The sequence below is a fragment of the Arthrobacter sp. HMSC08H08 genome (genome assembly GCF_001807575.1).
GTDB lineage: Bacteria > Actinomycetota > Actinomycetes > Actinomycetales > Micrococcaceae > Pseudoglutamicibacter > Pseudoglutamicibacter albus.
Window position 1 is genome coordinate 63,883 of record NZ_KV789408.1, and the last position, 24,668, is coordinate 88,550.

Genomic DNA, 24,668 nt, shown 5'->3' on the forward strand with positions numbered 1-24,668 from the left:
TTCCCGGCAGTAAACACGATCCACAACACCTCAAACGGTCAGGAGGACCACATGGAAAAGAACCGCACCGCAACCGCATCGCCACAGCCACAACCGCTGCGGCACACACAGCCGCAGTCACAGCGAAGGACGCAACCTCGGCAGATTCTCGACCCCGAAGCAGGGATCGCGACCGCTGAGTTTTCGATCGTCACGCTGGCCGCCGTTGGTTTTGCGGGGCTGCTGGTGACGATCTTGAGCGGAGGCCAAGTCAAGGGAATGTTGATGGGGTTGATCTCCAAAGCCCTCGGCTCATAGACGGCACAACATCAAGCAGGCAGGAGGACACAATGAACTCGTCATCCGACCAGACCCGCAAGCGTGGCGTGCAGATCCACCCACGCGGCATAGGGACCCACCCGAGCAGGACAGAGGCCCACCCGAGCGGGACACACGCTCACCCACGCAGCGTGGTGGTAGAGCAGCCGCTGGAACCGCTCGGAGTGCCAGCCCCGATGCGGCAAACGCGGAACCATCCTGCACGGGGTTACGCGCCGCAGGGTTACCCGCCGCAGGGTTACTCCATGCAGAGCTGCTCCGGGCACGGTCGCGCGGCGCGAGGGTCTGTCACAGCTGAGTTCGCTGTCCTCCTGCCTGCCCTCGTACTGTTGCTGGCCTTTGTCGGGGCCGTCGCGACGGTGGGGACTGCGCAGGTGCGTGCCCAACACGCGGCCGGAATCGCGGCCAGGGAAGAAGCCAGGGGAGCGCACGTCGACGTTGCGCGAGTCGCGGGCGCTGGTACGACCCACCGAGTCCAACGCAGCAACGAATGGGTCACCGTTGAGGTGAAGAACACCGTCAAACTATGGAAATTCCTCGGCCCTGGAATCCCCGTGCAAGCCACCGCGACCGCACGCGTTGAAGAGGTAGTCAGCGATGCGCTCAAATAAACCGCCGAGAACCGGTGAACAACAGCCACGTGAAGATAGCTCCCGCAAGAAGATCCCACGTGAGGATTGGACGCAGGAAACCGGTGCCGCTACGGCGCTGGTGATCGGCCTCTTGGTCTTCGGCCTGCTGGCAGCGCTCAGCGTTGCGATGTGGGCTGTTTCCGCAGCGGACCAAGCGCGAGCTAAAACCGCGGCAGACCTCGCCGCGCTCGCCGCCGCGGACGCACACCGCGGAGTCATCTCAGCAGGAAACCCGTGCGCGCTCGCCGCAACGATAGCTGCCAAGCACGAGTCCGAACTCACCACATGCACATTGTTGGTTGGCGAAGGGGCCACGGTTCGTATCGTCACGAAAGCTCACAGGAGCGGATGGTTCAAAGGATGGCCCTTACCCGCGATGCAAGCTGAGTCTTACGCCGGACCACCAATAATCGAGGAAGCGGAATGAAACAGGGAAGAATACGGAGGGGGAGCAAATAGCGCTCAGCGGCGTTTACGGTGAGCGGGTACGAAACGCAGGATTTCGCTCAGCAGAGCGATCGCACCGGCTTTATCTAGAGGGTTGTTCTTGTTACCGCACTTAGGGGACTGAACACAGGAAGGGCAGCCTGAAGAGCACTCGCATGTGCGGATCGCATCCCGTGTAGCCTCCAGCCAGAACGGGGCCATCGCGTGAGCACGCTCGGTGAAACCCGCACCACCCGCGTGGCCGTCGTAGACGAAAATGGTGGGCGACTCAGTATCAATGTGCATCGCGGTAGAGACCCCGCCAATGTCCCAACGGTCACTCGTGACCAACAGCGGCAACAGACCAATAGCGGCATGCTCCGCGGCATGCAACGAACCAGGGATAGCTCCAGCCTGAACTCCAGCCGAATGCAAGCGCGGCTCAGGGATCGTGAACCACACGCCTTTGGTGAACAGCTCACGCGGCTCAAGCTCGAGAGGCTCCTCACTCAAAATCTCGTTAGAAATCAACGCTTTACGTTGGAAAGAAACCACCTGCGTTGTTACCAGTAGGTCCCCGTAGTAGACGCCTATCTCGCCCCATTTCTCCTCATGCGTCACATCCAGGATTTTCACGCTCGTGACATCGCGGGCTTGAGTATAGAAATCAGGCTCAGCCGCGGTAGCGAGGACCACGTGGTTCTCCTCATCTAAAACATCAACCACATAGCGCTTGCCCTGATGCAAATACACGGCACCCTCATGAGCCTGATAGTGCGCCTGTGAAGAGTCCATCGTCGCGATCACGGCACCCGTCTGGGAGTCGATGACCTGCATCGGGCCGCCACCCACCGAACGCAGGTCCACGAACTCGTGAGCAGACTCAGCGTGAACCCAAAACCACCCCGATGGGCGGCGCCGCAAAATGCCGCGTTCCTCCAGATCCTCAACCAGTTCCCGCGCGGTATCCCCAAACAAGCCCATATCGTTGACTGTCAAGGGAAGCTCAGCGGCAGCCGCGGCCAAATGTGGCTGCAGAACATAAGGGTTGGCGGGATCGAAAACACTCGCCTCAACCCCGGAATCCAGCAACGTTTCCGGGTGATGGACCAAAAACGCATCGAGCGGGTCGTCGCCTGCAATGAACGTGGCCAAAGACTCTTGCCCGCCGCGGCCGGCTCGCCCAATCTGTTGGAAGAACGAGGCACGCGTGCCCGGCCAGCCCGCCACCAGCACCGCATCCAGACCCGCGATGTCGATACCCAATTCAAGCGCGGACGTCGATGCGACCCCGAGTAGCTCACCCGAGCGTAACGCGTCTTCCAAAGCGCGGCGTTCCTGCGGCAAATACCCTGACCTATAAGCCGCGATGCGACCCGGCAGGGAATCATCGACCTCTTCTAGAAGCCGGCGAGTCGAAGCGGAAATCGCCTCGGCACCCCTCCGGGAGCGGATAAATGCCAGGGTCCGTACATGCCCAGAGACGAGGTTCGCCAGCAAGTCAGCGGTTTCAGCGACGAGGGAGCGACGCAAGAACACGCCGTTCTCACCACGTTGATCGGTCAACGGCGGCTCCCACAGCACCACGGTCGTCTCCCCGGCCTCCGAGGTGTCCTGCGTTACCGCGCACGCTTCCCGCCCCGTCAAGCGCGTGAATGTCGCGGCGGGTTCAGCGCTCGTCGCGCTCGCCCCGACCACCCGCACGTCCGCGCCGTAATGTTCGGCGATCCGGAGCAAGCGCCGCAATAGAACGGCAACGTGGGAACCGAAAACCCCGCGATAAGAATGCGCCTCGTCCACCACGATGTGCGTGAGCTTCCGTAGGAACGGTGCCCACCGTGTGTGGTTGGGCAGGATCCCGTAGTGGAGCATGTCTGGGTTGGTGAGAAGAAAGTTGGCGTGGTCCCGTACCCAGCGTCGTTCTTCGGGCGGGGTGTCGCCGTCGTATGTTGCGGCCCTGACACCGGGTACGCCGAGTTCCTCGATGCTGGTGAGTTGGTCGCCGGCCAACGCTTTGGTTGGTGCGATATAGAGGGCGGTCGCTTCGCCGCGACCACCCGAAAGGACGCTGGCCGTCGGTGAGGCGGCGCCGTTGTGGGGCGCTCCTCCGGCTCTCGCATCGTGATGCGTCGTGTTGATGCGTGCTCCGCGGGTCAGCGCATCGAGCACCGGCATGAGGTAGGCCAGTGATTTACCTGAGGCGGTTCCGGTGGCGATGATGGTGTCGTGGCCGGTGTGGATGAGGTTGGCGGCTTCGACTTGGTGCCGGTAGGGCTGATGGATTCCGGCCTCACCCCAGGCATGGCGGGCATCCGGGTGCAGCCATTCGGGCCAGGGAGCATATTCGGCTTCGCGGGAGGGCATGACTCGGACGTGCCGTAGCGTCTCGGGTTCATCGCCGCGGCCCAGCAGGGGAACCAGTGTCCGGAAATCTTTCATATCCCCTGCATCTTCCCACAACCAGGCCGTCACAGAGCCCCACCCGCCTCACAGCCAGCCAACCCACAGCCAGCCAATCCACAGCCGCGCAACAACCGTCTTGTTTCACGGATGTGGGCTTAAAGCCGTGGCGCCGCCCCTCCCAAGGTGCGGGAGGGGCGGCGCCGAAACGTATTGCCGCAGCTCAACGGGTCAGCTCACGCGTGTTAGTTGGTGTGGTCGGTGCGTGCGGCGTCGTCTGCTTCTTCTGGGGTTTCTACTGCGAGCATCGCGCCGAGTAGGGTCCAGCCGAGGTGGTGGTAGAGCTCGTAGCCGTCGGTTGAGGCGACGAGGAGGCCGTATTCGGCTTCGGTTTCGGTTGCGACGGATGCGAGGTAGCGGGTCACGAGTGTTCCGTAGCCCTTGCGGCGCTGGTCTGGTGCGGTGACGATGCGGTCGAAGACTGCGTAGTCGCCGATGGCCGCCATGTGTCCGGAGGCGAGAACGGCTCCGTCTTCGCGGCGGTGGAGGGAGACCCAGGTGTGGGCGCCGTCGCGTTTTTCATGCCAGACGAGGCTGTCTTCGGTGATGGGTGGTTCGACGTCTTGCGCGGCCATGGGGCTGGTCATCATGACTTCGCGGTTGGCTACGACTTTGAGCCCGACTTCGTGGACTTTCTCGGGCATGCTGTCTGGGTCTTCGGTGAAGACGGTGAGGCGTTGACCGCTGTGTTCGCGCATCATGTGTGCGAGCTTTTTCAGCAGTTCGTTGTCGGGTTCGTGGACTACGTATTCCCAGTGGGCTTCGTCTTGACCTGTTCGGCGGTAGGCGTGGACTGGTCCTTCGTGGTAGGTGTCGAAGCCTCGGGCTTCGGCCCAGCCGTTGACCCAGGTGCCGATGAGCTCATCGCTTGCAATACCGTTCATGTGTTGAGCCTACAACCTACTGGTAGGTAACGAGGAGTGCGCTGAAATGTATGTCCCGTGAACGGCAATAATTCACAGCTTTTACCTAGACTGTTGTCATGGTTTCTCCGGATCTCCCAGTGTTTTCTTCCGTTTCTGATGTTGATGTTTTGCGCGCTGATTTGGTGGCGGCACGCTTCACGTTCGATGCGGTGGTTGCGTTGGTGGGCGAGGACGCGATGGATGCGCTGGTTCGTGAACAACCGGCGGCTGCCCGCTGGGCTGTCGAGCAGGCCCGGTCCGCCGGCGCGTCGACCGCCGGAACGGATGCCGGGTTGGCGGCGTTGGTGTGGGTTTTCGTGTTGGGTGGTGTGGTTGAGTCGGCTGAGCTGAGCGCGGCGATGCCGGGTGTTGGCGTTGAGGGTTTGATGCGGCTGGGATTGGTGGAGCCGGCCCCGGGTGGCGGGGTGCGGGCAGCTGTAGATCTTCGCCCGCATGCGGCTGATGATGGGCTTGAGCTGTGGGTGGCTTCGGATGTTGGGGCGCATCATCGTGAGGGTGTTTTGCGTAAGGACCATGTGTTGGGGATTGGTCAGGCGTCGTTGACGTTGGCGGCGAATACGGTTCGCCGTGACGTTGATACGGCGTTGGACGTGGGTGTTGGTTGCGGTATTCAGACGTTTCATTTGTTGCGGCATGCCGGGCACGTCACGGCGACTGACCTTTCGGAGCGTGCGTTGGCGTTCACGCGTTTCAATGCGTTGCTGAACTATGAGCAGTTGGCTATCGATCCCGCTGATATGGATGCGCGCCTCACTTTGCTGCAGGGTTCGTTGTTGGAGCCTGTGGCTGGGCGGCAGTTTGATGTGGTGGTGTCGAATCCGCCGTTTGTGATTACTCCGCGCACGGTGGGGGAATCGGAGGAGGACCGTTTCACGTACCGGGATGGGGGCTTGCCGGGGGATCAGCTGGTTGAGACTTTGTGGCGCGGCTTGGGTGATGTTCTAGCGCCGGGCGGTACGGCTCAGATGCTGGCGAACTGGGAGATCCCTTCCGGTGCTCATTGGGCTCAGCGTTTGGATGAGTGGACTCCTCAGGGGCTTGAGGCGTGGGTGATTCAGCGTGATGTTGAGTCGCCTGCCGACTATGCGCAGATGTGGTTGCGGGATGCCTCTGAGGACCGGGATCCGGTGGCAGCGCAGCGTCGTTTCGGTGAGTATCTTGAGGATTTCGCCTCGCGTGATGTTGAGGGCGTGGGGTTCGGTTATGTGTGGTTGAGGCGCCCGGAGGTGGGGCGTGCGCATGGTGTGGGGCGCGTGTTTGAGGAGGTTTTGCGTGAGGTGGATTCCCCTTTGGGGCCGTGGTTGAAGCGTGAGATTGATGCGGCCGATGCGTTGGTGGGGCTCGATGTGGCCTCAGCGCGGGCTGTCGTTGCCGAGGATGTGACGACTGAGACGTATGGGCGGCCTTTGGATCCGCATCCGCAGATGATCGTGTTGCGGCAGGGCTCGGGGCTGCGGCGTACGCATGCGTTGACGACGGAACAGGCTGGTTTGGTTTCAGCCTGCGATGGTGATGTTCCGGTGGGTGCATTAGCCGCCGCTGTCGTTGAACTCGTGACTGACGATGATCTCGATGCCGATGCCGATGCCGATGCCGATGCGGCGGCCGGCCAGCACGGCACGCAACGGCAGGTTCGGGACTTGGTTGATTTTGCGGCCACGTTGGTGCGGCAAGGGCTCTTGGTGATCGAATGAGCGGAGTCTGGAGCTATTTCTGTGACCCATCCCACAATGTGAGATAATTATTTAATCTGTAGTTCTTTCTGCATATTGTGTTTGTGCTGGGTACTTCCTGGCTTTCTCACTGTTGCCAGGGGGATATCCGTGCTACCTACTCCTGAAGCTCCTGAGCCGACATCAGCGAGCCCCGCTGAAACCACCGCTGCGGCAGACACCGTTGTGGCACACACCAATGCGGCAAACACCGATGCGCCGGAGCCTACCGGGGAGGAAGCTCCTGCCACAGAAACCCCTGCCACAGAGGCCCCTGCTGCAGAGACTCCTGCTGCAGGGCTCAAGGCTGGTGGTGGCCGCCAGATTGTGGTGACGGACCCGAAAGCGATTAAGGCGTTGACGCATCGGGCGCGGGTTTTGGTGATCGATGAGCTGATAGGTTCGCGGGCTACGCGTACGGCTACTGAGCTTGCGGAGTTGACGGGTCTCACCCCGTCGGCGATGAGTTATCACTTGCGTGAGTTGGAGCGTTTCGGTCTGGTGGAGCGGGTTTCACCACCTAAAGGGGCCAACAGTGATGGCCGTGAACGGCATTGGCGGGCTATGGGGGATTCTGTGGTGACGGCCTCCCGCGGTGGGCAGTACTCGCAGCTGACTAATTATGCGCAAACCCGTCTGGATACCTACCGGGAGAAACTGGTCGCGGAGATCGAGTTCCGTGAGAAGAACCGCCGCCATGATTCAGAGATCCCGGCATCGGCGTACATGTATTTCGGGTCGCTATTCCTGGATGAGGAGAACGAGAAAGAGTTTTTGCGGCGCATCAATGAATTAGAGAAGGAGTTCACGGCTCGTTCGCGTGAAGCTGATGACCCGGCCGTTCCGCGCCGGCGTACATATTATTTACTGTCAGGCTTGCCGGACCGCACGCAGCCGCTCCCTGGTGAAGACGGGTTCTGACGCGGCGAACGCGGCTGCTCAGAACGAACCTCGGGGCCGCAAACGCAACCCAGTACGGCAACCGTAAACCCAGTGCGGCAACCCTAGATTCAGCGCTACAGATTAACTCGTGGTGACACGTGAATGTGTGGTGACAAGCGCGAGATCGGTTTGGCACGCTAGGGTTAGGAACTGTTGAGTAGCGCACCGTTCGGTGTGTTGAACATGTCGGGTTTCAAGGAGAGCAGTGCCCGCCACTAAGAATAAAACCGGTAAAAAACTCGTGATCGTTGAGTCCCCGGCGAAGAGTAAGTCCATCGCTAAGTATTTGGGCGATGGCTTCGTCGTGGATGCGTCTGTGGGGCATATTCGTGATTTGCCGCAACCTAAAGAGTTGCCTGCGGAGTTGAAGAAGACCTCCGTGGGTAAGTTCGCTGTGGACGTTGATCATGGTTTTGAGCCGTATTACGTGGTGTACCCGGATAAGAAGAAGCGGGTCACGGATCTGAAGCGTGAGCTGAAAGATGCTGATGCTTTGTATCTGGCGACGGATGCTGACCGTGAGGGTGAAGCGATTTCTTGGCACCTTTTGGAGGTTTTGAAGCCTAAGGTGCCGGTGTACCGGATGACGTTCACAGAGATCACTAAAGAGTCGGTTCAGCGTGCTCTTGAGAATCTGCGGGATCTGGATATGGATCTGGTGGATGCGCAAGAGACCCGCCGTATTTTGGACCGTCTCTACGGTTATGAGATTTCGCCGGTTCTGTGGCGCAAGGTGGGGCCGGGCCTTTCGGCGGGCCGTGTGCAGTCTGTTGCTACGCGTTTGGTGGTTGAGCGTGAGCGTGAACGGATGGCGTTCGTTCCGGCCGAGTATTGGGATGTTTCCGGTGAGTTCGTTGCTGGTACGGGTGAGGCGTTCCGTGCACGCTTGACGCAGGTTGATGGCCGCCGCGTGGCTTCGGGCCGTGACTTCAACGATGAGGGCCAGTTGCGTCCGGCGGCGGCGAAGGCCGATGTGCTGGTTTTGAAGGAAGCCGATGCGTCGTCTTTGGCTGAGGGGTTGGCTGGGGCGACGTGTTCGGTGGTCTCGGTTGAGGAGAAGCCGTACACGCGTCGTCCTTTTGCGCCGTTTACGACCTCGACTCTGCAGCAGGATGCTTCGCGTAGGTTGCGTTTCTCGTCCAGGGTGACGATGCAGGTTGCTCAGCGTCTGTATGAGAACGGTTTCATCACGTATATGCGTACGGATTCGGTGAGCCTTTCGTCTGAGGCGGTTAGCGCTGCTCGCCGGCAGATCACGGAGCTGTATGGTGCGGATCATGTTGCGCCGAAGCCGCGCGTGTATTCGTCGAAGAATGCGGCGGCGCAGGAGGCTCACGAGGCGATCCGTCCGGCAGGTGATTCGTTCCGTACCCCGGATCAGGTCAAGGGTGTTTTGAGCCCGGATGAGTTCCGTTTGTATGAGCTGATCTGGAAGCGCACGGTTGCCTCGCAGATGGCTGATGCGAAGGGTTCGACGGCCACGGTCAAGGTTCAAGGTAAGGCCGCGGATGGCCGGGTTGCTGAGTTTTCGGCATCGGGCACGGTGATTACGTTCCAGGGTTTCCTTGCTGCTTATGAGGAAGGTAAGAGCGAGGACGCGAAGGAGAAGGGCCAACAGGTCCGGTTGCCGAAGCTGGCTGAAGGGGATTCGTTGACGAGCCAGGACGTCGAGGCGGCGGGGCATAAGACCACGCCTCCGGCCCGGTACACGGAAGCCTCGATTGTGGCTGAGCTTGAGAAGCGTGAGATTGGCCGTCCGTCGACGTATGCGCCAACGATTTCCACGATTATGGATCGCGGTTACGTCACTAAGCGTGGCGGGGCTTTGGTGCCTTCATGGACCGCGTTTTCGGTGATCCGTTTGTTGGAGGAGCATTTCGGCCAGTACGTGGATTACGATTTCACGGCTCGTCTTGAGGACGATCTGGATAAGATCGCCGCCGGTCAGTTGAAGAATGAGGACTGGTTGTCTTCGTTCTATTTCGGTGACACCGCAGATGCCGGTTTGAAGAGCGTGGTGGATCATCTGGGCGAGATTGATGCACGGGCGATCAACTCGATCAAGATCACCGATGACATCACGTTGCGTGTGGGTAAGTTCGGTCCGTATCTTGAGAAGGCTCTGCCTGAGGATGCTGAGCCGGGCAAGGAGCCGTTGCGTGCGAATGTTCCGGAGGATTTGGCTCCGGATGAGTTGACGCCGCAGAAGGCCCAGGAACTCATGGATGCCGCGGTTGAGGGGGACCGCGAGCTGGGCCGCCACCCGGAGACTGGACACATGATTGTGGCTAAGGACGGCCGTTATGGACCGTATGTGACTGAGGTTATTCCGGAGATGACGGAGGAAGAACTTCAGGCTTATTACGATTCGATCCCGACCGAGTATTACAAGAACGGGAACCCGAAACCTAAGAAGAAGCCGGCTAAGAAGAAACCTAAGACGGCGAGCTTGTTTAAGGGCATGAGCCCTGCAACGGTCACGTTTGAGGAGGCCGTGAAGTTGATGTCGCTTCCGCGGCATGTGGGCACGGATTCCGATGGCGCGGAGATTGTGGCGGCGAATGGTCGCTTTGGTCCGTACTTGAAGAAGGGCACGGATTACCGTTCGCTGCAGAGCGAGGATGAGATTTTCACGGTCACTGAGGAGAAAGCCCGTGAGATTTATTCTCAGCCTAAGCAGCGTGGCCGCGGGGCCGCTAAGCCGCCGTTGGCTGAGCTCGGTGAGGACCCGAATTCGGGCGGGAAGATCGTTGTGAAGTCGGGCCGTTTCGGTGATTACATCACGGACGGTAAGACGAACGTGACGATCCCTCGTGGCACCACTGTTGAGCAGTTGACCAAGGAGCAAGCGGTTGACTTGCTCATGGAGAAGCGCGCCAAGGTGGCCGCGAAGGGCGGCACTGCGGCGAAGAAGACGGCGGCGAAGAAGGGCGCTGCGGCGAAGAAACCGGCCGCACGCAAGAGCACGGCTGCAAAGAAAACCACGGCAACGAAGGCAACCGCGACCAAGCGAACCTCGACTGCTAAGAAGAAGAGCGAGTAGGCTGCGCCGTGCGTTTAGGTGTTTTGGATATTGGCTCCAACACGGTCCACTTATTGCTCGTGGATGCGTTCCCGGGTGCCCGCCCCACGGCGTTCGCTTCCTATAAGCAGCAGCTTTCGTTGGTGCGCTATCTTGATCCGCGTGGAGCGGTGACGGATGAGGGCCGGCAGGCGTTGTTGTCTTTCGTGGATGAGGCCGTGGATTTCGCCCGCCGCCACAGGGCCGAAGACCTTTTGGCGTTTTGTACTTCCGCGCTGCGTGAGGCGTTGAACGGCCCGGACATTATTCGCCAGGTTGAGCAGTTGTCTGGGGTTAAGCTTCAGGAGCTGACGGGGGAGGAAGAATCGGCGATGACGTTCTTCGCTGCCCGCCGCTGGTTCGGCTGGGGTGTGCGGGATCTGATGGTTTTGGATATCGGTGGCGGCTCGTTTGAGGTTGCGATCGGCCGTAACGAGTTCCCTGATTTGGCGGTTTCGATGCCGTTGGGTGCGGCTCGGTTGACTAAGGACTTTCTGCCGGGCGACCCACCCAAGGAAGCGCTCGTGGGGCGTTTGCGCGAATATATCGCCGGGGTCATCGAGGAGCCGTTGCGTCAGTTCGCGGATCAGGTCGAGCCTGATTTGGTGGTCGCAACATCGAAGACGTTCCGCACGTTGGCGCGTATGAGTGGCGCGGCATCGGAGGCGGACGGCCCCTTCTTGGTGCGCACCTTGACGTTGAAGGACGTTCGCAAATGGGCTGAGAAGCTGGTCTCGTTGTCCTTCGATGAGCGGGCACACCTGGATGGTGTGTCTCCGATTCGCGCCCCGCAGCTGTTGGCAGGTGCTGTCGCCGCTGAGATGGTGATGGAGAAGCTGGAGGTCAAGGAGGTCCGGATTTGCCCGTGGGCGTTGCGCGAAGGCCTTTTGATGCACCGCTTTGATCGCCTGTTGCGGGATCACGATGTGATCGATGACGAGTACCCTGGTGTGGGTGATGTTGATGCCCTCAAGGAGAACCTTCACCTGGTCCCACCGGCACGCTAGGAGCTACGTTGTCTGTTGACCCGAAGTCATCTGCATCCGAACGAGTTCCTGTTTATCTTTCCACTACGTGCGCGTTCCCGAAGGGGCCTGAGCGGGCGTTCCAGTTGGCGCGGGATCTTGGCTATGACGGCATCGAGGTTTTGGTGACCGGCAATTCCACGACCCGCACCGGGGACGAGCTGTATGCCTTGATGCAGCGGTATGAGGTGCCGGTCGCCGCGATTCACGCGCCGACGCTGCTGTTCACGCAACAAGTGTGGGGTGGTGCGTGGAAGAAAATTCAGCGCTCTGTTCTGTTGGCGCATGAGCTGGGGGTTCGCACAATTGTTGTGCATCCGCCGTTCCGTTGGCAGGGTAAGTATGCGACGGGTTTCGCCGAAGGTGTGCGCCGCTCCAACGAGGAATACGGCGTAGTGATTGCGGTGGAGAACATGTACCCGTGGCGTGCCGCGGGGCAGCAGAACAGCAAAATGTATCGTCCGCATTATGATCCGGTCCCGTTGGACTATGACTTTGTGACCTGGGATTTCTCGCACGCCGCGATTGCCGGTGCGGACTCCCTGGCCGCAGTCCAGGCGTTAGGTTCCCGGTTGACCCACCTGCACGTGTGCGATGGCACCGACAACGGTAAGGATGAGCACCTTCCGCCGGGGATGGGCACCCAACCGGTCGCTGAGACCCTGCAATACCTGGGGGAAACAGGTTGGCGCGGCTCCGCCACGGTTGAGGTCACTACGCGGCGTTGGCGCAAAGAGCCCGATGGTGTTGAGCAGGTCCTGGCCCAATGTCTGGACTTCACGCGAACCCACCTGCAACGCCCTGCCTCGAATGACATACTGGGCCCATGACTGATACGCGGATTGCTTTTATCGGAACTGGGAACATGAATGGCGCGATCCTTGAGGGCGCGCTGAAGGCTGGTGTTTCGAAGGATTCGGTGGTGGTGACCACACGCAGCGTTGAGAGCGCTGAAGCGTGGAGGAAGAATCAGGGCATTGAGGCGTTGTCCCAGCGCGAAGATGAGCGGGCTAACCTGCAGGCGGTTTCTGACGCGGATGTCGTGTTGATGGGTGTCAAGCCGCACATGATGGTTGATGTTTTGGGGGAGCTTGCCCCGCAGCTCAAGCCGGATGCAGTGGTGGTTTCGATTGCTGCCGCGGTGAGTGTGGAACAGCTTGAGGCGGCCGTGGCTAAGGGACAGCCTGTGATCCGTACTATGCCGAATACGCCGCTTCAGTATGGTTCTGGTGTGGTGGGTTTGGTGCGCGGAACCAACGCCACGGATGAGCACGTACGTTTGGTCTCTAGCATTTTCGAGGGTGCGGGCCAGGTGTTTGAGATCCCGGAATCGCACATTGATGCGTTGACGGCGGTTTCGGGTTCGGGCCCGGCGTACGCGTTTTTCTTGGCTGAGGCTATGGCTCAGGGCGGGGTGGAACTGGGCCTGGATCCTGAGTTTGCCCGTGAGCTTGCTGCCGCTACGGTTGCTGGTGCTGGTGCGATGCTGGCCCAAGATGAGCGTGAGCCCGCGCAGTTGCGGCAGGCGGTGACTTCTCCAGGCGGCACCACGGAGGCCGCGATTAATACGATGGGGCGCGAGGGTTTCAGCGAGGCTGTCGTGGCAGGGCAGAAGGCGTGCGCTGACCGCGCCGCTGACATGGCCGGCTGAAGCTGCGCGCTGGCTAGGGGCGCCCGGCGAAGCGTTCGATGAGGTCTACGTGTCCGGAGACGATGAGCATGTCTCGGGGCGTGATGAGGGTGTCGGGCGCGGCGTAGGCGAATTCTTCGCCGGGGGATTTCACCCCGAGTACGGTGACGCCGTATTTTTCACGTACGCGTGATTGGGCGAGCGTGAATCCTTGGGTTTCTTTGGGTGGCTGCATTTTCACGATTGCGAAGTCGTCTTCGAATTCGATGAAGTCGATCATGCGGCCGCCTACGAGGTGGGCGGTGCGTACCCCGGCGTCGGCTTCTGGGTAGATGACGTTGGTTGCGCCGATGCGGGAGAGGATTTTCCCGTGGGCTGGGGTGATGGCTTTGGCCCAGATGTGTTCCACGCCGAGGTCTACGAGGTTCACGGTGGTGAGTACGGACGATTCGATGGAGGTTCCGACGCCGACTACAGCGGAGCTGAAGTCGCTGGCGCCGAGTTGGCGGAGGGCTTCGATGTTGGTGGCATCAGCTGCGACGGCGTGGGTCACGCGGTCGGCGAAGTTTTGGACGAGTTCAGGGCTGCGTTCTACTGCGAGGACTTCGCGGCCCATGCTCACGAGTTGTTCGGCTACGGCGACGCCGAACCTGCCGAGCCCGATCACGAGTACGGGGGAGTGCTTGGGTGTTTGTTGGTCAGCCAATGATTGGCCTTTCTTCTGGCAGCTGGTAGAGCTGGCGGCTTTGCCGCAGGGTGAGCGCGGTTGCGAAGGTTACGGTCCCGAGGCGTCCGGTGAACATGAGTCCGCAGAGGACGTATTTGCCGAAGTCGGGGAGTTCTGCGGAGAGGTTGGTTGATAGTCCTACGGTAGCGAATGCGGAGATGGATTCGAGGAGTACGTGTTCTAAGGGTGCGTCGGGTTTCGCGAAGAGGATGAGGGTGATCCCGAGCGTGATGATGCTTGCTGCGAGTGCGGTCACGGCGATCGCGATGCGCAGGGCGGCTTCGGGGAGGCGGCGCCCGTAGACGTGGACGTGTTGCGTACCGCGGGCTTCGGCGAGGATCGCTAGGAAGAGGATCGCGAATGTGGTGAGTTTGATGCCGCCTGCGGTGGATGCGGAGCCGCCGCCGATGAACATGAGGGCGTCGGTGACGACCATGGTTGCGGGGTGGAGGTCGGTTTGTGTCACGAGGGCCATGCCGCCTGAGCGGGTCATGATGGAGGCGAAGAGGGCATAGATGATCTTGTCGCCGACTGGCAGGTCGCCGATGGTGGCTTTGTTGTTCCATTCGATGCCGCCCCACACGATCCAGCCGGCTACGACGAGGATGAGTGCGGTGGTGATGGTGAGTTTGGTGTGGAGGTTCCATTTGTGCGCGTGGAAGTGGTGGCGCACGAGCACGAGCATGACGGGGAAACCGAGTGCGCCGGTGAACACGGCGATCATGAGGGGGAAGAGGATCCACAGGTCGTGGCTGAAGCTGTTGAGGTCGTCGAGGTGGGCGGTGAATCCGGCGTTGTTGAATGCGGATACGGCGTAGAAGATGCCGTGCCATAGCCCGTGGGTGAGGCTTTCGCCGCGGGCCCAGAACCGGATGGTGAGGCAGAGCGCGATCATGAACTGGATGCTGACTGCTGTTGTGATGACGACGCGGAGTAGGGAGCCGACTTCGCCGAGTTTTGAGGATGCGGTTTGGGACATCGCGGTTTGCGCCATGAGTTTGCCTCGGACGCCGAGTTTGCGGGATACCGCCATCGAGAGCATTGAGGCGAGTGTCATGATGCCGAGGCCGCCTACGAATACGGCGATGATCATGATGAGCTGGCCGAAGAAGGTCCAGTGCCCGGCGGTTGAGACGGTGGTGAGGCCGGTGACGCAGAACGCGGATACGGCGGTGAACATCGCGTCAGCGAGTGGGGTCGGTTCGCCGGTGCGGGATGCGATGGGTAGCGATAGCAGGGTCGTGAAGAAGGCGATGCCGACGGCGAAGACGAGGATGGTGAGCCGGGCGGGGGAGCTGGCGATGAGCCGGTTGGTGTGGTTCCGCGCTTGTTGCATACCGCGTAACAGGACATTGTGTTGCCTGTCTTGGGGGGTGCGGATGTAGCGTGGTGTCATGGAGGCCTTCTGCGGGGGTGCGGTACGCTCGCGCGCGTCATAATAGGCGTGCTTACCGGTTCCATTGAACCACCTTGGGCCATGACAATTAAGGTGATGAGTGTGATGTCTTCAGCGAACCCTTCGGTGACTGTTGTTTATGACCGGCATATGAGTGCGTACCGGTTTTCTGACAATCACCCTATGAACCCTGAACGGATGCGGATGACTGCTGATTTGTTGGAGCAGTTGGATGTGATGGAGCAGGTGGGTGGCCGGTTTTCGTCTTCGTATTCGGCTTCTGATGATGAGCTTTTTCAGATTCATACGCCTGAATATGTTGAGGCGGTGAAGCGTGCGGGTGAGGGGCACGCGGATGAGGCTTTTGGTTTGGGTACGGAAGATAACCCGATTTTCCCGGATATTCATGATGCGGCGGCGAGGTTGTATGGGGCTTCGTTGATGGGGGCTGCCCTGGTTTTGGGTGATTCGGGTGTGCCGGTGGTGAATTTTGGTGGCGGTATGCATCACGCGCATTCGGGCAGTGCGAGTGGTTTCTGTATCTATAACGATGCGGCTGCCGCTATTTTGCGTTTGCTTTCTTCGGGTGTGAAGAAGGTGATGTATATCGATGTGGATGCTCACCATGGTGATGGTGTGCAGGGTATTTTCTATGATGATCCGCGTGTGATGACGGTGTCTTTGCATGAGTCGGGGCGTTCGCTGTTTCCGGGGACGGGGTTCCCGAATGAGACGGGTGGGCCGAATGCACCGAATTCGGCGGTGAATGTCGCGTTGCCGGCTGGTATTCGCGATAACGGCTGGTTGCGTGCGTTTACTGCGATTGTTCCTGCTGTTGCGCGTGCTTTCGAGCCTGAGGTGATTGTTTCTCAGCATGGCTGTGACGGGCATGAGTTGGATCCGTTGACTAATCTGCGTTTGAGTATTGATGGCCAGCGGCAGACTGCGATCGAGATTGCTTACCTTGCGCAGGAGCTCACGGAGAACCGTTGGCTTGCCACGGGTGGTGGCGGTTATGACATTGCGCGGACGGTGCCGAGGGCGTGGACGCATTTGGTTGCGGTGGCGGCGGGTAAGCCGTTGGATGTTCAGACGCCGGTGCCGCAGAAGTTCCGTGACTATATTTCGGAGCGGTATGGGGTTGATGCTCCGGAAAAGATGGGGGACGAGGCCGAGTTGTGGTGGCGTGGCTGGGAGATGGGATATGACCCTGCTGACCCGGTTGATCGGGCGATCATGGCTACCAGGAAGGAAGCGTTCCCTGGCCTGGGGTTGGATCCGTGGTTCGATTAACCCAGTGTTTTTGGGTAACTTGATGGGAGAATAACCCCAGGGATTTGAATTTTGGGAGGGTGGCACGCGTGTCGCACTCCCTTTTCCATGCCTACCCAGGAATATGCTGGGTGTGTGGTGCAGGATATTTTTCATGTTGTGAGTGATCCGACTCGACGGCAACTTGTGGAGTTGTTGTCTGAAGCGGATGAGTTGAGTGTGTCTGATTTGGTGGCTTCGGTTGAGGCGAGCCAGCCGACGGTGTCGAAGCATTTGAAGGTGTTGCGTGATGCGGGCGTGGTCCAGACGCGGGCTGATGGGCAGCGGCGTTTGTACTCTCTGGTGCCGGATTCGTTGGCGGGTGCGCTGGAGTGGCTGACGAGCGTTCATGATGCGGCGGCGGGGACAGGCTCGGATGCCACTGAATCCGGCGAGGCGGAAGGGTCGGATGAGTCGGCCGAGAGTATCGAGCGCTCGGGGGTCGCTGAAGGCGCTGAGCTTGAGGTCGCTGAGGCTGAGAGTAGGGCCGCGGGTGAGGCCGAGAGCGTTGCTGATGATGCGGCTCACCGGATTGTGCAGAATGTGGGCCGTCAGATCGAGTCTGTGACGGAGAAGGCACAGACGTTTTTCCAGCGCTTCGGGCGCCGTAAGTAGCGGATTCCCGCATGTTTACGCGGGGTTCAGGCGCAGATTGGAAGGCTTTCTAAGGGTTTTCTCATCCGACACACCAGATAACTGAATTCACACTTGGCACTTCTGCAACGTAAACTGTTGTGTAGAGTCGCCCTGATGTTGGTGGAACGCTTCGTTTTCGTTTCTTTTGGTCAGCGGCGCGGCTTTGTCACTTCACTAGGAAGCAGAGGTCCACTTCATGACTGAACCCAGCAACTTCTCTGATGCTCGTTTCATGACCGTTGCAGAGGTCGCGGACGTAATGCGTGTATCCAAGATGACTGTGTATCGTCTGGTTCATTCTGGCGAGTTGCCTGCGGTTCAGTTTGGTCGCTCTTACCGCGTTCCGGAGTCTGCTGTGCAGCACTATCTTGGCCAGGCCATGACGCAGAACTTTCAGGGGAACCGCCAGACGGGTACTGCCTGATTCGTGCGCAGGCGCTGATTCGTGCGCAGGGGTAGCGTTGAGGCGTCGAGTCGCACCGCGATGAACTTCCTGTAAACTAGGGTGAATGGTGCCCGCGCGGTGCCACGATTCTTGTCAGGCCGATGTGGGACGGAAAGGAGCATCGATGGGTTCCGTCATTAAGAAGCGCCGTAAGCGTATGTCGAAGAAGAAGCACCGTAAGCAGTTGCGTAAGACTCGCCACCAGCGTCGCAATAAGAAGTAAGTAGCTTTGAGCTTTCTACGTGGGTCCACCCTGTGGGTGTGGCCCACGTTGTGTTTAACGGTCGGGATGTTTAATGGCCAGTAGTGACGCGGGCGTGGATGCGGAAGGGGAATCAGTATGAAGGTTGAGTTGTACACCAAGCCGGGGTGTCATTTGTGCGAGGCTGCGCGGGCCACGCTGGAGGAGGTCTGCGCTGAACGTGGGGTGGCGTGGACGGACGTCGATATTTCTGCTGATGCGGAACTCATGGACCGTTTCGCGGAAGAGATACCAGTGCTCATGGTGGATGGCGTGCAGCGCGATTTCTGGCACATAGATCCGGAGCGGCTGCGAAGAATCCTCAGCGAATAGTAGCGCCATCGGCAACCGCCTCATTTGGTGTGGCCGGGTCAGCCAGTGGCCAAGCGACTTGTGCGAGACTGAATCTATGAGCGAGAACAACACTGCGCCCTTGGCCGATGAGCCCTCTGCTGCTGGCCCCTCTGCTGCGCCGTCTGGTGCTGCATCCTTTGACAGTGCGCCTGGCGATGCCGGAGCTACTGGGGTTGGCTCGTCGCAACCGACGCCGGAACAGCGAGCGAGCCTCGAGCGTTTGAGCGTTGCACAAGAGAATCTTGTGAAAGCGCGAGCTGCTTATGTGAAAGCTGCGGAGGGGCTTCGAGCAATTGAGGCTTTCAGTGCGGCTATGGAGCCGCTCATGGACTATTACGATAACGGCTGGCTAGCTGACGTTAACGCCACTGAGTCGATCTATGAGAGGCCCGAGGCGGCTGGCGAGGATGAGATCTGGAACATGCACGGCAACCAGTATGAACTCATGCGTGAACTACTGGCGATCTCTTCGAACTTCTTTGTCCGTGTACCCGGCCAAGAAAGCTAGCGATTCCGATCTAAGAAGGTCTGGCTCGTCCCGGTCTCATAAGCGCAAGCGTAGCGTTTGAGGCCGGGATTTAGCGGTTAAAACGGGCAAGATGTCGAGCCTTGGTCCTGCATAAAAAATTTCTGTGTTTCCCTATTGACAGTGACTTCCATCACATAGGAATATCTTCTCAACACCACATAGGTGTTTCTAAGTCACTGCCTCAGCACGAGGCCTGTGGTAAAGGAAGAACGCTATGAAGATCAAGAAACTTTGTGCGTCTCTCGCAGTAGTGGCCGCTGGGTTCGGTTTTGCTCAGCCTGCGCAAGCTGCCCTACAAGCTGCTCCTAAAAAATGCGGTGGTAACTTAGTTTGCTTGTATGCCCATGCTGACTATGGAGGCTTTTTGGGGTCTCGTCGAGCGGGGCTCGGTTTGATGAACATCTCGCCCAAAGCAAACGACAAGATGAGCTCGTGGATCAACCGAACTACCAGGAATGCTTCTTGGTTTGAGCACGCAAACGGTAAAGGGAAGTGCTATACGATGAGGCAGAATTCAATTAACAATTTTGTTGGGTGGCCGCCTAACGATACCGCTTCTTCGTGGCGGACGAACCGCGGTTGCTAACTGTTCTTAACCGGTTCCGGGGTGCAGTTAGTAAACTGCACCCCGTTTTTCTTAAAGAGGCATGATGACTGTTGTGTCTGTGGCGAATGTCCACAAGTATTTGGGTGTTGGGGCTCAGCGGACTCACGTTTTGAGGGGTATTGATCTTCAGGCTTCGGCTGGAGAATTTGTTGGGTTGTCGGGTAAAAGCGGTTCGGGTAAGACGACGCTTTTGCGTGCTATTGCTGGTTTGATTCCTGTGGATAAGGGCCGGATTGATGTTCTTGGTGTAGATGTAGGTCAGGCCAGTGAGGCGCAGGTTCTTAGTTTGCGTCGTAGCATAGTTGGTTTTGTGCATCAGGATGACCTGTTGATTCAGGAGTTGACGGCTGCTGAGAACGTGATGCTGGTGTTGGCCGCGGCCGGGGTTGGCGAACGTGAGGCCGAGCGGTTGGCATCCGAAACTTTAGCACGCGTCGGATTAGATGAGCTGGTAGACCGGTATCCGTCTGAGTTGTCACGCGGACAGTGTCAGCGTGTGGGAATTGCTCGTGCCTTGAGCGGGGCGCGGCGAGTTCTTCTGGCAGACGAGCCTTCGGCTGCGCTGGATACGGATAATTCACATTCAATGTTTGGATTGTTCCAGGATCTTGCTGACGCTGGTTGCACAGTGATTGCCACGAGCCATGATCCGATCATGAACGAATATTGCCACACAGGGTATGCCTTGGTTGATGGGCGTATTGAAGCTGGTGATATTCGTGGTGGGTAGGTATGTGGAGAAAATTCTGGGTAAGAAGGGCCGGTATCGGTTCATTCTTGTTGTCCTGGCGGTTGTGGTGGGTCTGCTGTCTTGGGTCGCAACAGCTGACCGCCAACTGGTAATGAAACCTGCCGATAAAGCGCAACATCTCTTCGGCGACGCGCAGGCTCTACTTCAGGTGCCTCTGCACACAGGTGTGGGGAAGAAAGACACGATTCGCTCTGCTCTTGACCGTCCCGATGAAGGGGTTAGGGCTATATCAACTACGGCTGACATCTATCTAGATGCTAGTAAAGAACGCTACCGGACTATGTTGGAAGGGGACTGGCCTCAGATTGGTGAGCAGTTTGGCTATAACCTCACCGCTGGGCGCTGGCCTTCCAAACCCGGCGAGATTGTTGCTTCTGGAGATTCGGGTCTGTCGATTGGTGAATCAGTGACCGCAATGGACCACAACATCAAGCTGAGGGTGGTTGGCCTGGCTGACGAGAGGTTCAGTCCAAAAGCAGACACGTTATTGGCATTCCCAGGTACCTGGAACACGATTGATCCCGCAGCGGCACAGACCCATAGTGCCATGATCAACACCACGCTGTTCTCAACCGGCATCACAGGTAAGGATGCCCTTGAAGAGTATGTTCTTAGGCATGTTGATAAGAAAACGAAAGAGCAGCTGGACTCCCTTGAAGGCGTCACTTTAGGTGAGAGCTACTTGGCTCGTTCTGCTGTTGAGGATCGGCCACACCAAGGTTTCGCTGAGAACTTCTCCTTCATCTTAGGTGTATTCGCGCTTCTGATGCCTAGTGCGGTAGTGCTGTTCCTCTGGACATGGTCGCGAAAAGCGCTAGCACCGGTCAAAAGTCAGCTGCATACGTTGGGTGTAAACTCGACTCCCTTATGGAAAGCAACAGTTAGGAAGAGCTTCATCGGTGTCATTCTGAGCGCTGGTGTCGCGAGCATGCTCGGGGTCGGCGTTGCTTGGCTGATGGCCCCTTTCCTTGCGGACCTTGCTGGTATTCAAGGTCCTGGACCTCAAGTTGCGTGGAAATGGCTCGGCCTTATTTTCACGGGTATAGCAGTCTGTTACATTGCCGGAGCGGTGTGGACCTATCCGTATCCTAAGAATAGGGTAGCGGTGGAAGGGGGCCGGAAACATCGGGGTAGTTCCTTCATCGGTTCTGGAATCGCCCTTTGGATGACGGGGCTAGCTTCCGTAATAGTCATCGGTGGCACTGTGCTGATTGGTCTAAGAACTGGGCCAGACATCTTCGACGTGTGGGCCCCCATTCCAGTCATCGCGTTCTCTCTGTTTCTAGCCTTGCTCGTGGTGCGCACCATCTCGGCGAAAGTCCCTCTTAAACCTCGGGTTTTCGCTCGACGGCTAGCGGCCCGTCACCGCGTAACAACCGCTATAGCCATTTTTCTTCTGACGGCTTCGTCAGGGATGTTGATTTTCAGTGGAACATTCTCGAAGAGTTTCAACACTGCCGCGAATAAAGATGTGCTGGATGTGATTCGTAGCGACCAAGTGGGTGTTGAACAATCGAATGATCTCGGGCAGAAGACTACCCAGAAGAAAGTTATTGAACTTGCGCATGATCTAGGTATTGCTGAACCGGTTCGCCTGCTTACGGGCAGCGGTTCGCTCGACTGGGTCGAGGGGATGGAAGGCGCCTTCGGTGTCTCTGCCGTTGACGGAGCTGAAGAACTTGAGCGTCTAATAGGTAGAACCTTGGATGCCAAGGAGAGAGCAGTCTTGCAGAGTGGAGGCATGCTCGTGCGTCACCCGGGCTTCTTGCAAGGTTCTGAAGCACTACTTCTAACGGAAGTGTTCCCTGACGGACGTACGTTGCCGGCTACGGTATCTGATTTCGGTGAAATCTTGGAGCTAGAAGCAGGCGCCATTATTCTGACTGAGACTCTCGAAAAATACAAAAGCCCCTTGGGTGCGACTAGGTGGGTTTTTACTGAACTGTCAGAACCTCAGAAGAAGGCGCTCATCGAAAAAGCGGTCGAGCAACGTGTTCCGCGTGAGTTACTCCTCATTCCACGCATGCAGGAGCAAGAGATGCCAGAGATTGTCTACTACAGTTTGGCCACTGCGCTGATCGGCTCATGTTTGATTGTGGTTATGGTGAGCCGCGCTAACGCAAAGAGTTTAGAGGCAATCCGCTCAACATTCTGGACCTTAGGTTTGCCTGACTCGTGGCATCGTTGGGTTCTACGGTGGAGCATGAGCATCATTGTAGTGAGAGCGTTCGTGCTTGGAGTCATCGCGGGGCTTGGTCCTGCAGCGTTGGTTGCCGCCACTCAGAGTAGTGCTCTCATATTCACCATCGATTGGGTGACTATTGTGTTCGCTGCCGCGGCGCTCATCATCGGCACCGTGGCAGGACTCTTGATTGTCGGTCTATCACGAAATCGAGGCGGCGCTCACTCCTGAAGGTTGACCCAAAAACGATGGGTGGCGTGCCCCTCTAGTTCGGGGGAACGCCACCCATCGATTAACCTTCTCAACGCTCTCAGTGATGGTAGAGGCTCAACCGTTTATAGTCCTTGACCGTCCGGTACCAAGAACCGGAAACCGACCAACAGATAAGAGAAGTAAGCGGCACGATTCCAAATAACAACCAGACTACGTGTGGAACCTGAATCATGGCGGCAATGAACGGAAATAACATGAGTGAGGTGGCGACAATACCGAAAATTCGCCAACCGTTGCGGCCCTTGAAAGCCAGCACGCCAGTGATCAACGCGAACAAACCGATAACAATACTAAAAGCGGAAGTGATGCACAGCGTGTACCTAATATTCTCCAAGAACTGCTCGGCAGAAATACCCCGCCTCGCAGCTTCCAGTATGTCTTCATCCTTCGCTATGCGTTCCAAAGACGAGTAGCTCGCGGAGCTCGCGTAAACGAAGATGACAATGCTGCCCACGACATAGAAGGTGCCCCAAATCCACGCAGCGATCGAGGCGATCACAACACTCGCAGGGCGTTTAGGCGGGCTAGACGGAATCGAGTCACTCGAATAATTCCCCCAGCCAGGCCCCAGGGGAGCATACGCACCCTGAGGTGCCTGGTACATATGCGGATCCTGCGGAACATACTGGGCATGCTGAGCAGGCGGCACCTGATTCGGCATGTGCGGTTGTTGCTGCGGTGCTCCATCCCATCCGAAGCTCTGCTGGCCCTGCCCCGAAGGCTGCGTAGGCACCGGCTCATGCGCAGACGAATGCGGCACATCCGCTTGCCGTTCACCGTACGGGTCAGGGTGGGCTGACCCCGTTTCGTAGGTCCGGTGGTTCTGAGAGTCGTCCTGTCGCCCGAGGGTTCGGGCAGGGAGAATGGTCAGATCATGTCGAACAGCAGAAAGCGTCACACCCCGGAACAGGTCGTCCGCAAGCTCGGGCAGGCCGACAGGATGCTCGCCGACGGCGCGGATGTCGCGGCGGTGTGACGGGAACTCGGGGTGTCCGAGCAGACGTATTACCGGTGGCGTAACCAGTACGGCGGGTTGAAGGCCGATGACGCGAAACGCCTGAAGGAGCTCGAGAAGCAGAACGCGGCGCTCAAGCGGCTGCTCGCCGAGGCGGAGTTGGAGAAGGCCGCGCTCAAGGAGTTGGCTGAGGGAAACTTCTAGGCCCGGGCAGGCGCCGCGCCGCCGTCGCTCACTTGATCAGGACACTGCAGGTGAGTGAACGGATGGCGTGCCGTCTGGCCGGGCTGTCCCGCTCCGCGTACCGGCGGCCGCTCAAGGGCGACACGACCGCAGACCCGAACCGAGCGTTGCGGCACTGGCTGCGGGCCTGGGCGAAGAAGCACCCCCGCTACGGGTACCGGCGCGCGTATCACGATGCCCGCGCCGAGGGCTGGGTCGTGAACCACAAGAAGATCCAACGCCTCTGGCGTGACGAGGGCCTCCGCGTCCCGCAGCGGCGGCGTCGCAAACGCGTCGGGTCCTCGACCGTCGGCCCGGCGACAGCGGACGCACCGAACGTGGTGTGGGCGGTGGACTTCCAGTTCGACGCCGACGAGCAGGGCCGGCCGATCAAGATCTGCTCGATCGTCGATGAGCACATCCGGGAATGCATCGGCGGGCTGGTCGAGCGGTCGATCACCGCCGACCGGCTCACCGCGCATCTCGAGGATCTCGTCGCCGTCCGCGGCGCCCCAGCTGTGCTCAGGTCGGACAACGGGCCGGAGTTCATCAACGAAGCGATGGCCGACTGGGCAGGCACCCGCACCGGCCTGTCCTACATCCCACCGGGATCGCCGTGGCGGAACGGGTACGTCGAGTCGTTCAACAGCCGGCTCCGCGACGAGTGCCTCAACATCAACAGCTACTACTCGCTGCTGCACGCGCAAGTCGTGATCGGCGACTGGAAAAACGAGTACAACCATCGCCGCCGACACTCCTCGCTCGGCTACCTACCCCAGTCGAGTACGCTCGGCAATGCACCCATCAAATCGAAACCGACGACTCACAAAACGTCCGGACCGAATGAAGGGGGCGGCCCACAAGGTCTGGTTCGTCACGGTCTCATAAGCGCAAGCGTAGCGTTTGA

At 58.9% G+C, this 24,668-nt stretch carries 23 protein-coding genes and 1 pseudogene; 19 read left to right on the top strand and 5 right to left on the bottom strand.

Annotated features, from left to right (window positions below; genetic code table 11):
- Positions 1-51 precede the first annotated feature (51 nt).
- The 3 genes from HMPREF3175_RS08695 to HMPREF3175_RS08705 are packed head-to-tail and all read left to right on the top strand — an operon-like array spanning position 52 to position 1,377.
- The gene (locus tag HMPREF3175_RS08695; protein ID WP_035757832.1) at positions 52-297 is read left to right on the top strand and encodes a DUF4244 domain-containing protein; all 246 of its coding nucleotides are present in this window, start codon (positions 52-54) and stop codon (positions 295-297) included.
- 32 nt (positions 298-329) lie between these two features.
- Positions 330-929 (top strand): TadE family type IV pilus minor pilin, encoded by a 600-nt coding sequence (locus tag HMPREF3175_RS10035; RefSeq protein ID WP_083289527.1) that lies wholly within the window; start codon positions 330-332, stop codon positions 927-929.
- On the top strand, positions 916-1,377 hold the full coding sequence (locus HMPREF3175_RS08705) for an Rv3654c family TadE-like protein (protein WP_083289528.1): 462 nt from the start codon (positions 916-918) through the stop codon (positions 1,375-1,377). Before HMPREF3175_RS10035 ends, HMPREF3175_RS08705 begins: the two co-directional genes overlap by 14 nt.
- Before the next feature lie 35 nt (positions 1,378-1,412).
- On the opposite strand, the gene HMPREF3175_RS08710 is transcribed toward HMPREF3175_RS08705, so the two are convergent.
- The gene (locus tag HMPREF3175_RS08710) at positions 1,413-3,815 is read right to left on the bottom strand and encodes a DEAD/DEAH box helicase (RefSeq protein WP_070492052.1); all 2,403 of its coding nucleotides are present in this window, start codon (positions 3,813-3,815) and stop codon (positions 1,413-1,415) included.
- 206 nt (positions 3,816-4,021) lie between these two features.
- Positions 4,022-4,720: a GNAT family N-acetyltransferase gene (locus HMPREF3175_RS08715; RefSeq protein WP_052048754.1), complete on the bottom strand. Its 699-nt coding sequence runs from the start codon at positions 4,718-4,720 to the stop codon at positions 4,022-4,024.
- A 98-nt stretch (positions 4,721-4,818) separates the two neighbouring features.
- Between HMPREF3175_RS08715 and HMPREF3175_RS08720 the strand changes: the two genes are divergently transcribed.
- The 6 genes from HMPREF3175_RS08720 (at position 4,819) to proC (ending at position 13,153) form a co-directional block, all read left to right on the top strand.
- On the top strand, positions 4,819-6,456 hold the full coding sequence (locus HMPREF3175_RS08720) for a DUF7059 domain-containing protein (protein ID WP_070491997.1): 1,638 nt from the start codon (positions 4,819-4,821) through the stop codon (positions 6,454-6,456).
- 129 nt (positions 6,457-6,585) lie between these two features.
- On the top strand, positions 6,586-7,395 hold the full coding sequence (locus tag HMPREF3175_RS08725; RefSeq protein ID WP_256276350.1) for a winged helix-turn-helix domain-containing protein: 810 nt from the start codon (positions 6,586-6,588) through the stop codon (positions 7,393-7,395).
- A gap of 226 nt (positions 7,396-7,621) precedes the next feature.
- The gene (topA, locus tag HMPREF3175_RS08730; RefSeq protein WP_070492000.1) at positions 7,622-10,459 is read left to right on the top strand and encodes a type I DNA topoisomerase; all 2,838 of its coding nucleotides are present in this window, start codon (positions 7,622-7,624) and stop codon (positions 10,457-10,459) included.
- Positions 10,460-10,467: 8 nt separating this feature from the next.
- The gene (locus HMPREF3175_RS08735; protein ID WP_070492002.1) at positions 10,468-11,484 is read left to right on the top strand and encodes a Ppx/GppA phosphatase family protein; all 1,017 of its coding nucleotides are present in this window, start codon (positions 10,468-10,470) and stop codon (positions 11,482-11,484) included.
- An 8-nt stretch (positions 11,485-11,492) separates the two neighbouring features.
- Positions 11,493-12,332: a sugar phosphate isomerase/epimerase family protein gene (locus HMPREF3175_RS08740; protein ID WP_070492005.1), complete on the top strand. Its 840-nt coding sequence runs from the start codon at positions 11,493-11,495 to the stop codon at positions 12,330-12,332.
- Entirely contained in the window at positions 12,329-13,153 is an 825-nt protein-coding gene (gene proC / locus HMPREF3175_RS08745; protein WP_070492007.1) for a pyrroline-5-carboxylate reductase, read from the top strand. Before HMPREF3175_RS08740 ends, proC begins: the two co-directional genes overlap by 4 nt.
- Positions 13,154-13,166: 13 nt before the next feature.
- Here proC and HMPREF3175_RS08750 read toward each other — a convergent pair whose 3' ends face one another.
- Both HMPREF3175_RS08750 and HMPREF3175_RS08755 read right to left on the bottom strand, forming a co-directional pair.
- Positions 13,167-13,838 carry a potassium channel family protein gene (locus HMPREF3175_RS08750; RefSeq protein ID WP_035757842.1) on the bottom strand — a complete coding sequence of 224 codons (672 nt, stop codon included), beginning with the start codon at positions 13,836-13,838 and terminating at the stop codon, positions 13,167-13,169.
- Complete coding sequence (locus tag HMPREF3175_RS08755) at positions 13,831-15,255, bottom strand: TrkH family potassium uptake protein (protein WP_070492010.1); 1,425 nt, start codon at positions 15,253-15,255, stop codon at positions 13,831-13,833. The genes HMPREF3175_RS08750 and HMPREF3175_RS08755 overlap by 8 nt, the downstream gene beginning before the upstream one ends.
- Before the next feature lie 96 nt (positions 15,256-15,351).
- Between HMPREF3175_RS08755 and HMPREF3175_RS08760 the strand changes: the two genes are divergently transcribed.
- The 9 genes from HMPREF3175_RS08760 (at position 15,352) to HMPREF3175_RS08790 (ending at position 22,542) form a co-directional block, all read left to right on the top strand.
- On the top strand, positions 15,352-16,548 hold the full coding sequence (locus HMPREF3175_RS08760) for an acetoin utilization protein AcuC (RefSeq protein WP_256173948.1): 1,197 nt from the start codon (positions 15,352-15,354) through the stop codon (positions 16,546-16,548).
- Positions 16,549-16,635: 87 nt separating this feature from the next.
- Entirely contained in the window at positions 16,636-17,181 is a 546-nt protein-coding gene (locus HMPREF3175_RS08765) for an ArsR/SmtB family transcription factor (protein WP_083289530.1), read from the top strand.
- A 217-nt stretch (positions 17,182-17,398) separates the two neighbouring features.
- Complete coding sequence (locus HMPREF3175_RS08770; protein WP_070492015.1) at positions 17,399-17,626, top strand: helix-turn-helix domain-containing protein; 228 nt, start codon at positions 17,399-17,401, stop codon at positions 17,624-17,626.
- A gap of 145 nt (positions 17,627-17,771) precedes the next feature.
- Complete coding sequence (locus tag HMPREF3175_RS10040) at positions 17,772-17,870, top strand: 30S ribosomal protein bS22 (protein WP_009882927.1); 99 nt, start codon at positions 17,772-17,774, stop codon at positions 17,868-17,870.
- A 117-nt stretch (positions 17,871-17,987) separates the two neighbouring features.
- Complete coding sequence (locus tag HMPREF3175_RS08775; RefSeq protein WP_070492018.1) at positions 17,988-18,221, top strand: glutaredoxin family protein; 234 nt, start codon at positions 17,988-17,990, stop codon at positions 18,219-18,221.
- 76 nt (positions 18,222-18,297) lie between these two features.
- Entirely contained in the window at positions 18,298-18,750 is a 453-nt protein-coding gene (locus HMPREF3175_RS08780) for a hypothetical protein (protein WP_070492021.1), read from the top strand.
- Positions 18,751-18,985: 235 nt separating this feature from the next.
- The gene (locus tag HMPREF3175_RS10660) at positions 18,986-19,357 is read left to right on the top strand and encodes a peptidase inhibitor family I36 protein (RefSeq protein WP_083285449.1); all 372 of its coding nucleotides are present in this window, start codon (positions 18,986-18,988) and stop codon (positions 19,355-19,357) included.
- A gap of 61 nt (positions 19,358-19,418) precedes the next feature.
- A complete protein-coding gene (locus HMPREF3175_RS08785; RefSeq protein WP_218078913.1) occupies positions 19,419-20,108 on the top strand; it encodes an ABC transporter ATP-binding protein in 690 nt (229 codons plus the stop codon).
- Complete coding sequence (locus HMPREF3175_RS08790) at positions 20,071-22,542, top strand: hypothetical protein (RefSeq protein ID WP_070492027.1); 2,472 nt, start codon at positions 20,071-20,073, stop codon at positions 22,540-22,542. Before HMPREF3175_RS08785 ends, HMPREF3175_RS08790 begins: the two co-directional genes overlap by 38 nt.
- Positions 22,543-22,621: 79 nt before the next feature.
- On the opposite strand, the gene HMPREF3175_RS08795 is transcribed toward HMPREF3175_RS08790, so the two are convergent.
- On the bottom strand, positions 22,622-23,317 hold the full coding sequence (locus HMPREF3175_RS08795; RefSeq protein ID WP_141742514.1) for a hypothetical protein: 696 nt from the start codon (positions 23,315-23,317) through the stop codon (positions 22,622-22,624).
- A gap of 141 nt (positions 23,318-23,458) precedes the next feature.
- On the opposite strand from HMPREF3175_RS08795, the pseudogene HMPREF3175_RS08805 reads away from it, so the two are divergent.
- A pseudogene (locus tag HMPREF3175_RS08805) lies at positions 23,459-24,608 on the top strand (IS3 family transposase).
- Positions 24,609-24,668: the final 60 nt, after the last annotated feature.

Bases quoted from the DNA above. Each gene is read 5' to 3' on its own strand.
- HMPREF3175_RS08695 (WP_035757832.1), top strand. From the start codon at position 52: ATGGAAAAGAACCGCACCGCAACCGCATCGCCACAGCCACAACCGCTG.
- HMPREF3175_RS10035 (WP_083289527.1), top strand. From the start codon at position 330: ATGAACTCGTCATCCGACCAGACCCGCAAGCGTGGCGTGCAGATCCAC.
- HMPREF3175_RS08705 (WP_083289528.1), top strand. From the start codon at position 916: ATGCGCTCAAATAAACCGCCGAGAACCGGTGAACAACAGCCACGTGAA.
- HMPREF3175_RS08710 (WP_070492052.1), bottom strand. From the start codon at position 3,815: ATGAAAGATTTCCGGACACTGGTTCCCCTGCTGGGCCGCGGCGATGAA.
- HMPREF3175_RS08715 (WP_052048754.1), bottom strand. From the start codon at position 4,720: ATGAACGGTATTGCAAGCGATGAGCTCATCGGCACCTGGGTCAACGGC.
- HMPREF3175_RS08720 (WP_070491997.1), top strand. From the start codon at position 4,819: ATGGTTTCTCCGGATCTCCCAGTGTTTTCTTCCGTTTCTGATGTTGAT.
- proC (WP_070492007.1), top strand. From the start codon at position 12,329: ATGACTGATACGCGGATTGCTTTTATCGGAACTGGGAACATGAATGGC.
- HMPREF3175_RS08755 (WP_070492010.1), bottom strand. From the start codon at position 15,255: ATGACACCACGCTACATCCGCACCCCCCAAGACAGGCAACACAATGTC.
- HMPREF3175_RS08760 (WP_256173948.1), top strand. From the start codon at position 15,352: ATGAGTGTGATGTCTTCAGCGAACCCTTCGGTGACTGTTGTTTATGAC.
- HMPREF3175_RS08765 (WP_083289530.1), top strand. From the start codon at position 16,636: ATGCCTACCCAGGAATATGCTGGGTGTGTGGTGCAGGATATTTTTCAT.
- HMPREF3175_RS08770 (WP_070492015.1), top strand. From the start codon at position 17,399: ATGACTGAACCCAGCAACTTCTCTGATGCTCGTTTCATGACCGTTGCA.
- HMPREF3175_RS10040 (WP_009882927.1), top strand. From the start codon at position 17,772: ATGGGTTCCGTCATTAAGAAGCGCCGTAAGCGTATGTCGAAGAAGAAG.
- HMPREF3175_RS08775 (WP_070492018.1), top strand. From the start codon at position 17,988: ATGAAGGTTGAGTTGTACACCAAGCCGGGGTGTCATTTGTGCGAGGCT.
- HMPREF3175_RS08780 (WP_070492021.1), top strand. From the start codon at position 18,298: ATGAGCGAGAACAACACTGCGCCCTTGGCCGATGAGCCCTCTGCTGCT.
- HMPREF3175_RS10660 (WP_083285449.1), top strand. From the start codon at position 18,986: ATGAAGATCAAGAAACTTTGTGCGTCTCTCGCAGTAGTGGCCGCTGGG.
- HMPREF3175_RS08785 (WP_218078913.1), top strand. From the start codon at position 19,419: ATGATGACTGTTGTGTCTGTGGCGAATGTCCACAAGTATTTGGGTGTT.
- HMPREF3175_RS08790 (WP_070492027.1), top strand. From the start codon at position 20,071: ATGGGCGTATTGAAGCTGGTGATATTCGTGGTGGGTAGGTATGTGGAG.